The following is a 14,277-nucleotide window of genomic DNA, read 5'->3' on the forward strand; positions in this document are numbered from 1 at the left end:
ATACCGGTCAATCGGTCTATGGGGGAATGCCTGTGAAACAAGAGAGAAAAGCCGTCTTCTTCGACATCGACGGCACATTGATCAACATCATGGAAGGGCAGACGCAGATCGCGCCGGCCGTCAAGGAGGCCATCCGCGCACTGCGCGCGGCGGGCCACTGCACGTTCATCGCGAGCGGCAGGCCGTATGCCTACCTCGACCCGGAGCTCGTGCAGCAGGACCTCTTCGACGGCTACGTGCTCATGAACGGCGCCGTCGTGTTGCTCGGCGACAAGACCATCTACAAGAAGATGCTGCCGCAGGCGACGGTCGAAGAGATCGCGCACCTTGCAGAAGCACACGGCGTCGAGTACATCCTCGAGGGGCCGCATAGCGTCTACCTCAAGCCGGAGTACAAGCTGACGGAGGAATTCTACCGCAGCATCGATGTCGATGTCACGCAGTTCGTGCGCGACTACGACCTCGAGAAGGTGCCTGTCGCGAAGATGGAATTTGCCTCGGAGGACCCGGGCGGCCACGGCCTCTTTGCGAAGCTGCTTTCCTGGCCGGGCCTTGCGGGCCTCATGGACCCGTACCACAAGAAGAACATGGAGCTCTACGCGGCAGACGTCACGAAGGGCTCGGGCATCCTGCACGCGCTTTCGTATCTCGGCATCCCCGTCTCGAGGAGCTTCGCCTTCGGCGACGGGCTCAATGACATCGAGATGATGCAGACGGTCGGCACGAGCCTCGTCATGGACAATGCGCGGCCGCAGCTCAAGGCGCTGGCCGACCACATCGTGCCGTCCGTCGACGAGGACGGCGTGGCTGCGGGCATCGCAGAGTACCTGCTCTGAGGCAGGCGCAGATATAAAGATAGGAATTGATTGTATCAGGGGGAAAAAACGTGAGAAAGAAAATCGGTATGATACTCGGCATCATCATGCTGGCCATCGCCGTGCTGACGGGCTGCGGCGGCAGCCAGGGCACGAGTTCTTCAAGTGCCTCTTCGGGCGCTGCAAAGTCCTCGGCAACGGCCACGGCCGGCAAGGATGTCACGATCAAGATGCTCAACGTCGGCCAGGGTGACTCCATCCTCATCCAGACGGCGGAGCAGACGGTGCTCATCGACACGAGCGATGTCGACGAGCGCGACAAGTTCAAGCGCGAGCTCGACAAGGCGGGCGTCAAGAAGATCGACAAGGTCATCCTGACGCATCCGCATGCCGACCACATCGGCGGCATGGACGTCCTCCTCAAGGACTACCAAGTCGGCACGGTCTACGACAACGGCATGCCGTCGACGTCGAAGCTCTACATCGGCTACATGAAGCAGCTCAAGGCGAAAGGCATCAAGCACCAGGCGCTCAAGGCCGGCGATGTGCTCGACTTCGGCAGCGGCGTCTCGTTCAAGGTCTTCTACCCGACGAAGGAACTCGTCGAGAAGGGCACGCAGAAGGGCTACAAGCACGACCCGAACAATGAGTCGGTCGTCGGCAAGCTCACCTACGGCGACTTCTCGATGCTCTTCACGGGCGATGCCGAGCAGCCGGTCGAGGAGCAGCTCCTGAAGGCGGATGCCAAGGATCTTAGGAGCACCATCCTCAAGAGCCCGCACCACGGCAGCAGCACGGGCTCGTCCGTGGCGTACCTTAAGGCCGTCTGGCCGGAAGCCGTGCTGATCTCGTGCGGCCAGGGCAATGATTACGGCCACCCGCACACGGATGTGCTCGCGCGCTACCTCGGCCAGAGCACCTACAAGGACCGCCGCGACGGCTCGCAGAAGAAGACGAAGCTCGTCAAGAACGACAAGGGCGAAGTCTACAAGGGCAAGGTCTATGAGACCGACAAGAACGGCACGATCACCATCACGACGGATGGCAAGGACTACAGCATCAAGGCAGAGGAGGGGAAGGCACAATGATCTCAGCCTATCTCGACCGCTTTGAGGGCGACCTCGCCGTGCTTCTGCTCGGCGAGGAGATGAAGAAAGTCAACTTCCCGAAGCGCTTCCTGCCAGAGGGCGTCGGCGAGGGCGATTACCTCAAGATCGACATCGCCTACGACAGGGAAGCGACGGAGAAGGCCGAGCAGGAAGCGCTCGACCTCCTCAAAGACGATTAAAGACGATTGATGGATCAAGATGAGAATGAAGAAGGAGGAACTCTTTTTGTTCAGCAAGATATGCCGTGGAGCCGCCATGCTCTTGATGCTGCTCGCCTGTGCGGCGGCCATCCTGCCGCAGAATGGTGAGGCGGCAAGGCGCGAAGCGGTGCACAGACTCAATTACTTCCAGTCGTATGAGACGGAGGTCGACGGTCGCCAGGCCCTGCGCATCGAGGTCGGCATGGACCGGGACAATGTGACGTACGATGTCACGACGCGCCCCTACCTCGAGAAGCAGCTCATCATCGACCTCTCGAACACGGAGCCGGGCAAGCTCAAGCCGGACTACACGCTGCTCGCCAAGTACGCCAAGCATCTGCACATCCGTGAGCTCGAGGCGCGCCACACGCAGATCCGCATCGACTGCAAGAACCCTGTCGTCGACGGCAGCTACGCCGTGCACGCAGAGCCGGCGGACCGCACGGCCAAGAAGCCGTACCGCCTCGTCATCGACATCTTCGCGACGGGCGGCACGGCGAGCTCCTCGCGCGTCGCGGGCGTCAGCGGCCACTCGGTCGTCATCGACCCAGGCCACGGCGGCAGCGACACAGGTGCCGTCGGCCCGACGGGCGTGACGGAAGCTTCCGTGACGCTCGCCGTCTCGAAGGACCTGCAGTCCATCCTCGAGAACTCGGGCGCACGCGTCACGATGACGCGCAACAAGGACGTCGACGTCTACGGCCCGAACGCATCGGACCGCCAGGAGCTCCAGGCGCGCGTCAACGTCGGCGAGTACACGCCGGGTGCGGAGCTCTTCGTCTCGATCCACTGCAACGCCTTCTCGAATCCGGCCTCGCACGGCATGGAGACGTATTACTACGCGGGCTCGCCGAGGGGCGAGCGCATCGCGACCCTGGTCAATGAGGAGCTCGAGAAGGCCGGCGGCCTCTTCAACCGCGGCGTCAAGACGGCGAACTTCTATGTCATCAAGCACTCGAGCATGCCGGCGACGCTCGCCGAGCTCGCCTTCATCACGAATGCGCACGAAGAGCAGCTGCTCAGCAATGCCCAGTACCAGATGAAGCTCGCCGAGGCCATCGCGCGCGCCATCGGCCGCTATTTCAGCGGCAACTGAGGCAGGGAATCGCAGGGCGAATCTCGAATCTAGACGTGTAGAAGCAAGGATATGCATGAAAACATGAATGACATGAAGCAGACGGAATAGACGGAACAGGAGATGAAGGATCATGAAGAAATACGTCCGTTACGCAATGCTGGGGCTCGCGATCTTCGCGCTCGCCCTTCTCGCCGGCTGCGGCTCAGAGACGGCTGGCAAGGGCACGGCAGACGGCAGCTCGTCATCTGCCATCCAGGCGGAGAGCGCACCGGCAGCCACGTCCTCGAGCCAGGGCACCGAGAAGAAGCCGCAGAAGCTCACGATCAAGGTCTACTACCCCGATGAGCAGGGCATGAAGCTCATTGCCGACAAGCGCACGGTCACGCTCGACGGGCAGGAGAAGTACACGGCGGCGATGGAGTCGCTCCTCGAAGGCACGAAGGAGAAGGGCCAGACGAACATCATCCCGAAGCAGACCAAGCTCCGCAGTGTCAAGGTCGAGAACGGCACGGCGACGGTCGACTTCACGGGCGACCTGCGCAAGGACTTCGTCGGCGGCTCGACGGGCGAGACGATGCTCGTCGGCTCCGTCGTCGACACCTTGACGGAATTCCCAGAGGTCAAGAAGGTCCAGATCCTCATCGACGGCAAGAAAGTCGAATCGCTCAGCGGCCACATGGACCTCTCGCAGCCGATGGGACGCATGGCAGACCTCCTGAAGTGATTCGGGGCTTCTCCGTGCCAGACAACTTGATATTTTGACTTTTTGGTCCAGCAATGCGCAGAAATCCTTGTATTCCTGCGCATTTTATGTTATGATAAAATCCATATGGCATGTTTTTGAGGCTGACAAGCCGGAACTGGCCAATCATGATGCAATAAGATGATACAGGAGGTCATTTCACACAATGAAAGTTACGGTAGAAAATGGAGAGAACCAGCAGGTCACGCTGACGATTGAGGTCGAAGCAGCAGAAGTCAACAAGGCAGTCGATCAGGCATGCAAGCGTCTCGCAAACCGCGTGAGCATCCCGGGTTTCCGCAAGGGCAAGGCTCCGCGCATGATCGTCGAGCGCCACGTCGGCAAGGACGCTGTCCTGCAGGAAGCTTTCGATATCGTCGCTCCGAAGGCACTGAGCAAGGCTTTCGACGAGCAGAAGATCGACCCGGTGACGCGCCCGAGCGTCGACATCGAGACGCTCGAAGAGGGCAAGGATCTCGTCTTCAAGGCTACGGTCACGCCGCGTCCTGAGGTGAAGCTCGGCGACTACAAGGGCCTCAATGTCCCGAAGAACGAAGTCAACATCACGGACGAGGATGTCGAGAAGCAGCTCAAGACGTTCCAGGACCGCCAGGGCAAGCTCGTCGACGCTCCGGAAGGCGCTGAGGTAAAAGACGGCGACTTCACGACGCTCGACTTCAAGGGCTTTGTCGACGGTGAGGCATTCGACGGCGGCGAGGGCAAGGACTACCCGCTGCAGATCGGCTCCAACAGCTTCATCCCGGGCTTCGAGGACCAGCTCGTCGGCGCGAAGATCGGCGAGGAGCGCGACGTCAACGTCAAGTTCCCGGAAGAGTACCATGCAAAAGAGCTCGCTGGCAAGGACGCTACGTTCAAGTGCACGATCCGCAGCATCAAGACGAAAGAGCTGCCGGCTATCGACGATGAACTCGCCAAGAAGGTCAGCAAGTTCGAGACGCTCGATGAGCTCAAGGCTGACATCCGCAAGAACCTCGAGGAGAACGCTGAGCGCACGGCTGAGAACGACCAGAAGAGCGCTGCCATCGAGATGGCTACGAACAACATCACGGTCGACATCCCGGCTGTCATGATCGACAACCGCGTCACGGCCATGATCCAGGAGATGGCGATGCGCCTCGAGCAGCAGGGCATGAAGCTCGAGCAGTACCTGCAGTACGCTGGCACGGACATCGCGAAGCTCCGCGAGCAGTATCGCGAGACGGCTGAGAAGAACGTCAAGACGGACCTCATGCTCGAGGAAGTCGCCAAGGCTGAGGACATCAAAGTAGAAGCCAAGGACCTCGACGAAGAAGTCGCTGCTATGGCAGCTGCTTACGGCGCTACGCCGCAGCAGGTCCAGAAGATCATCAAGGAGCAGGGTCGTATTGGCGATCTGGCTGCATCCGTACTCCGCAAGAAGACGGCTCAGTTCATCATCGATAACATCGCCAAATAAGATCCCTGATATGGGGGTATACCTATGAGTTATGTACCAATGGTAGTGGAGCGTTCCAATACGGGCGAGCGCGCGTACGATATCTACTCGCGCCTCCTCAAGGACCGCATCATCTTCCTGGGCGGCCCGATTGACGACGCTGTCGCCAATACGGTTGTTGCGCAGCTCTTGTTCCTCGAGTCGGAAGCCCCGGACAAGGACATCCATCTGTACATCAACAGCCCGGGCGGCGTCGTCACGGCAGGCCTTGCCATCTACGACACCATGCAGTATATCAAGCCGGACGTGTCGACGATCTGTATCGGCCAGGCAGCGAGCATGGGCGCGCTGCTCCTGACGGCAGGCGCCAAGGGCAAGCGCTACGCGCTGCCGAATGCCCGCATCATGATCCATCAGCCGCTCGGCGGTGCACAGGGTCAGTCGACGGACATCCAGATCCAGGCGCGCGAGATCCAGCGCATCCGCGAGGTCATCAATGACATCCTCGTGGAGTCGACGGGCAAGGACCGCGAGACGGTCGTGCAGGATACGGAGCGCGATAACTTCATGACGGCAGAGGAAGCCAAGGCGTACGGCCTGGTCGACGAGGTGATCACTCGTCCGGTCAAGAAGGGCAAGAAATCGGAGACCAAGGCATAAGAGGTGATGTCATGTTGAAGTTTGGGGATGAGAAAGGCCAGCTCAAGTGCTCGTTCTGCGGCAAGACGCAGGACCAGGTGCGCAAGCTGGTAGCTGGTCCAGGTGTCTACATCTGTGATGAATGCATCGAGCTCTGCAATGAGATCATCGAAGAGGAATTCAGCGACGATGTCGAGGTCGAGCTCAAGGACGTCCCAAAACCGAAGGACATCCGCGCAATCCTCGACCAGTACGTCATCGGCCAGGACGAAGCCAAGAAGACCTTGTCCGTGGCTGTCTACAACCACTATAAGCGCATCAACATGGGGCAGGGCAAGAACAATGAGGATGTGGAACTCGCAAAGTCGAACATCCTCATGATCGGCCCGACGGGCAGCGGCAAGACGCTGCTCGCGCAGTCGCTCGCACGCATCCTCAATGTGCCGTTTGCCATCGCCGATGCGACGGCCCTGACGGAAGCCGGCTACGTCGGCGAAGACGTTGAGAACATCCTGTTGAAGCTCATCCAGGCGGCGGACTACGACGTCGAGAAGGCTGAGCGCGGCATCATCTACATCGACGAGATCGATAAGATTGCGCGCAAGTCCGAGAACCCGTCCATCACGCGCGACGTGTCGGGCGAGGGTGTCCAGCAGGCGCTCTTGAAGATCCTCGAGGGCACGACGGCTTCCGTGCCGCCGCAGGGCGGCCGCAAGCACCCGCACCAGGAGCTCATCCAGATCGATACGACGAATATCCTCTTTATCTGCGGCGGTGCCTTCGACGGCATCGAGAAGATCATCGAGTCGCGTCTCGGTCAGAAGCAGATGGGCTTTGGCGCGCCGATCAAGTCGAAGCGCCAGAGGAACATCGGCGACACGCTGCGCAAGGTCCTGCCGGAAGACCTCTTGAAGAGCGGTCTTATCCCGGAATTCATCGGCCGACTGCCCGTCGTCGTGACGCTCGACGCACTCGACGAGGACGCACTCGTCAACATCCTGACGCAGCCGAAGAACGCGCTCGTCAAGCAGTACCAGAAGCTCCTCGAGCTCGACGGTGTCACGCTGACGTTCGACGACGACGCCCTGCGCCAGATCGCCAAGGAGGCGCTCAAGCGCAAGACAGGGGCGCGCGGCCTGCGCTCGATCATCGAGGGCATCATGCGCAACGTCATGTACGATGTGCCGTCGATTGAGGGCGTGACCGCCTGCCGCGTGACGAAGGACGTCATCACATCCAAGAAAGAACCCATCCTGACCGTCGACAAGGACGCAAAGTCCGCCGACAAAGCAGATAAAGCCAAGGATGGCAACAAGGAAGCATCGGCCTGATACGATGCAAGACAGGGCGCTGCAGCTTGCAGCGCCTTGTCTTTTTATCCACAAGATAACGACAAGGGGAGGGATATATATGTCAGAAGCACCAGAAAGGAACGAGAACAAAACGGCACCTGCCGCCCCGAAGAAACGCACACCGCCAGAGATGAAGACGCTGCCGATGCTGCCGCTGCGCGGCATGGTGGTCTTTCCCTACATGATCATCCACCTCGACGTCGGCCGCGAGCGCTCGCTGGCGGCTATCGAGAAGGCGATGATGGAGGACCACCGCATCCTGCTCGTCTGCCAGATTGACGCCGACAAGGACGACCCGGGACGCGAGGATCTCTACAACTACGGCACAGTCGCCGTGATCAACCAGATCCTCAAGCTGCCAGGCGGCACGGTCCGCGTGCTCGTCGAGGGCGAGAAGCGCGCGCGCATCAGCGACTATCACCGGCTCGAGAATTACGACGAGGTCGAGGCCAAGGTCTACACCGACCCGATCTACACCTCGACGGATGTGGAAGTCGCGACGCGCTCCCTCATCCACCGCTTTGAGGACTGGGTCAAGCTCTCGAAGCGCATCCCGGCCGACACGCTCGTCTCCGTCGCCATCATCGACGATGCCGGGCGCCTGGCCGACCTCATCGCGAGCCACCTGAACCTCAAGGTCCACATGCGCCAGGACTTGCTCGAGTGCATCAACATCAGGGACCGCCTCGAGCTGCTCTCGTATGACCTCTCGCACGAGATCGAGCTCCTGCGCATGGAGCGGAACATCGACGGCAAGGTCCGCCAGCAGATGGACAAGGCCCAGCGCGACTACTACCTGCGCGAGCAGATCAAGGTCATCCGCAAGGAGCTCGGCTACAAGGACGACATCGTTTCCGACATCGCCGAGTACCGCACGAAGCTCGCCGTCGGCGGCTACCCCGAGCGCGTGCAGGAGGTCGTGAACCGCGAGCTTCACCGCCTCGAGGGCATGAACAACATGAACACCGAGACGAGCGTCATCCGCAACTACGTCGAATGGCTGCTCGCCCTGCCGTGGAACAAGGAGTCGAAGGACACGGTCGACGTCAAGAAGGCGGCCAAGATCCTCGACCACGACCACTACGGCCTGCAGAAGGTCAAGGAACGCATCCTCGACTTCCTCGCCGTGCACCAGCTCGCACCCGACAAGAATGCGCCGATCCTCTGCCTCGTCGGACCGCCGGGCGTCGGCAAGACGTCGCTCGCGGCATCCGTCGCGCGCGCGACGGGGCGCCAGTTCATCCGCGCCTCGCTCGGCGGCGTGCGCGATGAGGCCGAGATCCGCGGCCACCGCCGCACCTACGTCGGCGCGATGCCGGGCCGCATCATCGAGGGCATCCGCAATGCCGGCACGCGCAACCCCGTCTTCCTGCTCGACGAGGTCGACAAGCTCGCGGCCGACTACCGCGGCGACCCGTCGTCGGCACTCCTCGAGGTGCTCGACCCCGCGCAGAACAAGGCGTTCAGCGACCACTACATCGACATCCCGTTCGACCTCTCGAAGGTCTTCTGGATCGTCACGGCCAACAACCTCGGCACCATCCCGCGCCCGCTGCGCGACCGCATGGAGATCATCGAGCTCTCGAGCTACACCGAGTACGAGAAGCTCGAGATCGCAAAGCGCTACCTCGTCGGCCGTCAGCGTGAGCAGAACGGCCTCTCCGGCAAGGACATCCGCTTCGGCGCAGGCGTGCTGCAGGACATCGTCGAGCACTACACGCGCGAGTCGGGCGTGCGCGAGCTCGAGCGCCTCATCGGCCAGGTCTGCCGCAAGGCCGCGCGCAAGATCGTCGAGGGCGAAGAGCCGCCCATCCGCGTGACGCGCCGCAACCTGACGGACTTCCTCGGCCGCGTGAAGTTCCTGGAGACGAAGTCGGAGAAGAAGCCGCAGGTCGGCGTCGCGACGGGCATGGCCTGGACCGAAGTCGGCGGTGCGATCCTGCCGACTGAAGTCACCGTGCTCAAGGGCAAGGGCAAGCTCATCCTGACGGGCCAGCTCGGTGACGTCATGCAGGAGTCGGCGCAGGCTGCGCTCTCCTACATCCGCAGCCGCGCCGATGCCCTCGGCCTGCCGGAGGACTTCTACGAGAAGGACGACATCCACATCCACCTGCCAGAAGGCGCCGTGCCGAAGGACGGCCCGTCCGCCGGCATCACGATGGCCACGGCCATGATCTCGGCCCTGACGGGGCGCAAGGTCCACAGCGACGTCGCCATGACCGGCGAGATCACGCTGCGCGGCAACGTCCTGCCAATCGGCGGCCTCAAGGAGAAGGTGCTCGCCGCCTACCGCGAGGGCATGAAGACCATCGTCCTGCCGAAGAAGAACGCGCGCGACATCGAGGAGATCCCCGAGAGCGTGCGCGAGAAGCTGACCTTCGTGCCTGCCTCGCACATGGACGAGGTCTTGAAGACCGCCCTGCTGCCGGCAGACAGACCGGCGAAACAAGAGACGGAAGTGCCAGATGAGAAGGCGCCTGCGAAGAAAGACGAGACGGGCGCGAACGCATCCAGTACAGAAAGCGGTCAGGGGGGTGACAATGATGCTTGAAGCAAATGACAAGAACAGTGATCAGGCGATGCAGGCTGCAGCGGAGCAGAAGCCCGCAGCCGTAGAGCCCGTCGTCATCACGCAGGGCAGGTACATCGCCTCGGCCGTCAGGAAAGACCAGTACCCCGAGCGCGAGCTGCCGGAGATCGTCTTCATCGGCCGCTCGAATGTCGGCAAGTCATCCCTCATCAACTCGCTGACGCGCATACGCGGCCTCGCGCGCGTCTCCGCGCAGCCGGGCAAGACGCAGACGATCAACTTCTTCGAGCTGACGGCCAAGCTGCGCGACGAGAAGACCGGCGAAGAAGAGGGCCGCAAGGACTTCTACCTCGTCGACCTGCCGGGCTACGGCTACGCCAAGACGGGCAAGGAGCGCCGCAAGATCTGGAAGAAGTTCATCGACGAGTACCTGCTGACCTCGCCGAATCTGCAGTTCGTCTGCCAGCTCATCGACATCCGCCACGAGCCCATGGCCTCGGACGTCGAGATGTTCCAGTGGCTCGTCGAGCACCATGTCCCCGTGCTGATCGTCGCGACGAAGGCCGACAAGATCGGCAAGAACGCGCGCCAGAAGAACATCGCGGCCATCCGCCGCGCCCTCGGCGTCAAGGAGATTTCCATCCTGCCGTATTCCTCCGTAAAAAATGAAGGACGTTCAGATTTACTTGACGTCATCCGTGAAACTCTAGTATAATAGAAATAACGAAAGATGAATTGGATTCACGTTTCGCGTGAATCCGATTTTTTTTAGGAGCATATACGAGCATAAGGGAATGTGTAGAGAAGAATCTTGGGGGAATCATCATGGAGCTGACAACGTTTGACAAAGACTTACTGAACCTGCTGCAGGGCAGCCTGCCCGTCTGCAGCCGCCCGTTCGCAGCCTTGGCAGAAAAGCTCGGCACAACGGAAGAAGCCGTCATCGACCGCCTGCAGGTCCTCAAAGAGGAGGGCTACCTGCGCCGCATCGGCACCTTCTTCAATTCGGGCCGCCTCGGCTACAAGGGCACGCTCGTCGCCCTGCGCGTCGACCCCGAGAAGATGGAGGCCGTCGCCAAGGCCATCAACCGCTACCCCGGCGCCACCCATAACTACGAGCGCGAGGGCCGCTACAACCTCTGGTTCACCCTGCTGACGCCGGGCCTCGACAAGGAGCACGAGATCCTCACGGAGATCCGCGCCCTGCCCGGCGTCGAGAGCATGCTCAACCTCAAATCGCAGAAGAAATACAAGATCAACGTCCAGTTCAAGCTGGCCTGATGAGACAAGCAATGCAAGCAAAGGGGACCCCGCCAATGTCAGAACATCGCACAAGTACCGGTAATCCTACAATCGACGAATTAGACAAGAAAATCATCTGCGCCTTGCAGGGCGATTTCCCGCTCGTCGCCGAGCCCTACAAGGCAATGGCCGAGCAGATCGGCGTCAGCGAGGAGCTCTTCCTCGCGCGCGTCAAGGCCATGGCCGATTCAAAGAAGATCCGCAAGATGGGCGCCGTCCTGCGCCACCGCGAGGTCGGCTTCTCGTCGAACGTCCTCGTCGCCTGGCAGGTCGAGCCCGAGCGCCTCGACGAAGTCGCCCGCAAGATGGCCGAGTCGCCGTCCGTCTCGCACTGCTACGACCGCACGACCGCACCCGACTGGCCCTACAACCTCTACACGATGGTCCACGGCCACAGCCGCGAAGAGTGCGAGCAGATTGTCGCCGGCCTCGCCGACGAGACAGGCGTCAAAGAGCGCGCCATGCTCTACACCAAACGCGAGTGGAAGAAGATTTCCATGAAATACTTCCAGGAATGACCACAAAGACAAAAGACCTCAGAAAGCCAACGATATCAATGCTTCTGGCTTATCTGGGGTCTTTTTCTATACGTCTCGTTCTGCTCGTTATTTGTACGGATAAGCACCAATAATCACTTGTTAGCACGTTCTGTCCGGCATCTTTTTTCGTGCATTTCGCCGATCGTTGTGGTAAAATGTTAATTGCGTTCTGGACTGAAAGAACTCTGTCCATGGTGTCCGTGACATGTGGCATCGTAAAAGAACATTATGACAAGAACATGATAAAGGGTGGTTATCATATGGTTTCAAAGAAGATGTATGAACTCGGTACGAAGAAGTCGACGATCCGCACGATCTTTGAGTTTGGCCGCAAGCGCGCGGCGGAGGTCGGTGAGGAGAATATCTACGATTTCAGCCTTGGCAACCCGAATGTGCCGACGCCGGAATTCGTCAAGCAGGCGGCCATCGACATCCTGCAGACGATGCCGCCGGAGGCTGTCCACGGCTACACGATCGCGCCGGGCAACCCGCAGGTTCGCGAGACGCTGGCCAGGAGCATCAACGACCGCTTCGGCACGCACTTTGCGGGCAAGAACCTCTTCATGACGGCCGGCGCTGCCGCTGCCATCACGATCTGCTTCAAGGCGCTCTGCGAGGAAGGCGATGAATTCATCACGTTCGCGCCGTTCTTCCCCGAGTACCGCTGCTTCGTCGAATCGGTCGGCGGCAAGCTCGTCGTCGTGCCGGCGCGCGTCGAGGACTTCCAGATTGACTTTGCGGCCTTTGAGGCGCTGCTGACGCCGCACACGAAGGCCGTCATCGTCAATTCGCCGAACAACCCGAGCGGTGCCATCTACTCGGAAGAGACGATCGAGGAGCTCGCTGCCATTCTCCGCCGCAAGGAGGAGGAGTACGGCCACCCGATCTACATCATCTCCGATGAGCCGTACCGCGAGATCGCCTATGAGGGCAACACGGTGCCGTACATCCCGTGCTATTACCGCGACACGCTCGTCTGCTACTCCTACAGCAAGTCCTTCTCGCTGCCGGGCGAACGCATCGGCTACATCGTCGTGCCAGATGAGCTCGAGGGCGCAGCCGAGGTCTACGGCGCCATCGCCGGTGCTGCGCGCGTGCTCACGCATGTCAACGCGCCGTCGCTCTGGCAGCTCGTCGTCGCGCGCTGCGCCGGCAAGCCGTCCGACATCTCGACGTACCGCAAGAACGGACAGCTGCTCTACGACGGCCTCATCGAGGCGGGCTTCACCTGCGTCAAGCCGCAGGGCGCGTTCTACCTCTTCCCGAAAGCGCTCGAAGAGGACGACTACGCGTTCTGCGAGCGCGCCAAGAAGTATGACCTGCTGCTCGTGCCGGGCACGGATTTCGGCTGCCCGGGCTACTTCCGCGCGGCTTACTGCATCAAGACGGAGACGATTGAACGTTCGCTTCCGCTCTTCAAGAAGCTGGCAGAAGAATACAGGAAATAAAGCGCACACTCTTGTCTACCCGGTTCTTCTGTGCAAAGCAGGAGAACCGTTTCTTTTTTAGTGAAATCGAGGGCATGATGTGTTAGAATACAAGTTATACTAAAATAAATCATATTGAAAGTATGATATGCTGAAGGGGATTATAGCATGAATATGATAAGGAACGTGATAGGGAAGAAGGATGGTGTCATATGGAGATAGAACGTCAGTTTCTCGTTGATATCATTCCATCCCTGCCGAGTGGATACGACTCCATCCTGCAGGGTTATGTCTCGCTGCAGCCGGAGATCCGCATCCGCGCGGTCCGGCCGATGCAGGGGGAGGAGAAGTTCTATCTGACAGTGAAGCGCGGCGCAGGGCTTGTCCGCGAGGAGTGGGAGACTGCAATCAGCTCGCGCGAGTTCTCACATCTCGTCGAATGCCTGGAGAAGAACACCTTCTTCATCGAGAAACGCCGCTACTACTTGCCGCTTGCGGACGGTCATGTTGCAGAGTACAACCGGCACAGCGGCCATCTCAGGGGCTTTGATTACGTCGAAGTGGAGTTCGACAACGAAGAAGAAGCGAGAGCCTTTGAGATCCCGTACTGGTTCGGCCGCGAGGTCACGGATGATCCGCGCTTCACGTACGGGAAACTCGCGCGCGTCAACGGCTTCCAGCTGGCCAAGATGATCATGAGCCAGCCGCCGGAGCAGTGGGCGCCGTACGCCATGGTGATGCCGGACGAGAACGCGGCGCCGAAGGCGGAGGAGATTCGTGAACAGACGGCCTCTGCCGAAAGTGCAGCGGAAACAGAGGAAGCAGAGATGATTGAGGCTGGCGATTCCGCTGACAATGCAGATGATGCAAAGGATGCAAAGGATGTAAAGGATGCAGAGGATACACAGGATGTCCAGACTGCGCCTGATGAGCAGCAAGAACAGCTGTCCGGTGCAGAGCGGGGCAGAGAGGACGGCCATGAGATGACTCGCTGATTTTTTTGCCATTTCGTGCACGTTCCTGTACGTTTATGGTATTTTTTGTGCAATTTCGGGATAACCCTGTCGGATATGACAGGGTTATCCCGTTTTATTTTTGGTAGAATAGAG

Annotated in this window: 14 protein-coding genes; all 14 read left to right on the forward strand. The window is 60.2% G+C overall.

Annotated elements, in window-relative coordinates; all coding sequences use genetic code 11:
- The first annotated feature begins 26 nt into the window (after nt 1-26).
- Nucleotides 27-836, forward strand: a complete 810-nt coding sequence (locus QDI87_RS01700) for an HAD family hydrolase (protein ID WP_278742085.1) — start codon at nt 27-29, stop codon at nt 834-836.
- A gap of 50 nt (nt 837-886) precedes the next feature.
- On the forward strand, nt 887-1,903 hold the full coding sequence (locus QDI87_RS01705; RefSeq protein WP_416339874.1) for a ComEC/Rec2 family competence protein: 1,017 nt from the start codon (nt 887-889) through the stop codon (nt 1,901-1,903).
- A complete protein-coding gene (locus QDI87_RS01710) occupies nt 1,900-2,103 on the forward strand; it encodes a DUF3006 domain-containing protein (protein ID WP_036376485.1) in 204 nt (67 codons plus the stop codon). The genes QDI87_RS01705 and QDI87_RS01710 overlap by 4 nt, the downstream gene beginning before the upstream one ends.
- Nucleotides 2,104-2,149: 46 nt before the next feature.
- Nucleotides 2,150-3,220, forward strand: a complete 1,071-nt coding sequence (locus QDI87_RS01715; RefSeq protein ID WP_244881857.1) for an N-acetylmuramoyl-L-alanine amidase family protein — start codon at nt 2,150-2,152, stop codon at nt 3,218-3,220.
- 112 nt (nt 3,221-3,332) lie between these two features.
- The gene (locus tag QDI87_RS01720; protein WP_055160718.1) at nt 3,333-3,926 is read left to right on the forward strand and encodes a GerMN domain-containing protein; all 594 of its coding nucleotides are present in this window, start codon (nt 3,333-3,335) and stop codon (nt 3,924-3,926) included.
- 184 nt (nt 3,927-4,110) lie between these two features.
- A complete protein-coding gene (gene tig / locus QDI87_RS01725) occupies nt 4,111-5,400 on the forward strand; it encodes a trigger factor (protein ID WP_036376494.1) in 1,290 nt (429 codons plus the stop codon).
- Nucleotides 5,401-5,424: 24 nt separating this feature from the next.
- Nucleotides 5,425-6,039, forward strand: coding sequence for an ATP-dependent Clp endopeptidase proteolytic subunit ClpP (clpP, locus tag QDI87_RS01730; RefSeq protein WP_055160721.1), 615 nt, complete (start codon nt 5,425-5,427; stop codon nt 6,037-6,039).
- A gap of 11 nt (nt 6,040-6,050) precedes the next feature.
- Nucleotides 6,051-7,349: an ATP-dependent Clp protease ATP-binding subunit ClpX gene (gene clpX / locus QDI87_RS01735; protein ID WP_055160724.1), complete on the forward strand. Its 1,299-nt coding sequence runs from the start codon at nt 6,051-6,053 to the stop codon at nt 7,347-7,349.
- A 151-nt stretch (nt 7,350-7,500) separates the two neighbouring features.
- Complete coding sequence (gene lon / locus QDI87_RS01740) at nt 7,501-9,921, forward strand: endopeptidase La (protein WP_244881861.1); 2,421 nt, start codon at nt 7,501-7,503, stop codon at nt 9,919-9,921.
- A gap of 28 nt (nt 9,922-9,949) precedes the next feature.
- Nucleotides 9,950-10,615 carry a ribosome biogenesis GTP-binding protein YihA/YsxC gene (yihA, locus tag QDI87_RS01745; RefSeq protein WP_055160788.1) on the forward strand — a complete coding sequence of 222 codons (666 nt, stop codon included), beginning with the start codon at nt 9,950-9,952 and terminating at the stop codon, nt 10,613-10,615.
- A 110-nt stretch (nt 10,616-10,725) separates the two neighbouring features.
- Nucleotides 10,726-11,181 (forward strand): AsnC family transcriptional regulator, encoded by a 456-nt coding sequence (locus QDI87_RS01750; RefSeq protein WP_036376503.1) that lies wholly within the window; start codon nt 10,726-10,728, stop codon nt 11,179-11,181.
- A gap of 35 nt (nt 11,182-11,216) precedes the next feature.
- Nucleotides 11,217-11,720 (forward strand): AsnC family transcriptional regulator, encoded by a 504-nt coding sequence (locus QDI87_RS01755; protein ID WP_051652208.1) that lies wholly within the window; start codon nt 11,217-11,219, stop codon nt 11,718-11,720.
- A gap of 281 nt (nt 11,721-12,001) precedes the next feature.
- Nucleotides 12,002-13,189 carry a pyridoxal phosphate-dependent aminotransferase gene (locus QDI87_RS01760; protein WP_036376506.1) on the forward strand — a complete coding sequence of 396 codons (1,188 nt, stop codon included), beginning with the start codon at nt 12,002-12,004 and terminating at the stop codon, nt 13,187-13,189.
- 191 nt (nt 13,190-13,380) lie between these two features.
- Nucleotides 13,381-14,163 (forward strand): CYTH domain-containing protein, encoded by a 783-nt coding sequence (locus QDI87_RS01765; protein ID WP_051652209.1) that lies wholly within the window; start codon nt 13,381-13,383, stop codon nt 14,161-14,163.
- Nucleotides 14,164-14,277 lie beyond the last annotated feature (114 nt).

The organism is Mitsuokella jalaludinii, from assembly GCF_928722185.1.
Classification (GTDB): Bacteria; Bacillota; Negativicutes; order Selenomonadales; family Selenomonadaceae; genus Mitsuokella; species Mitsuokella jalaludinii.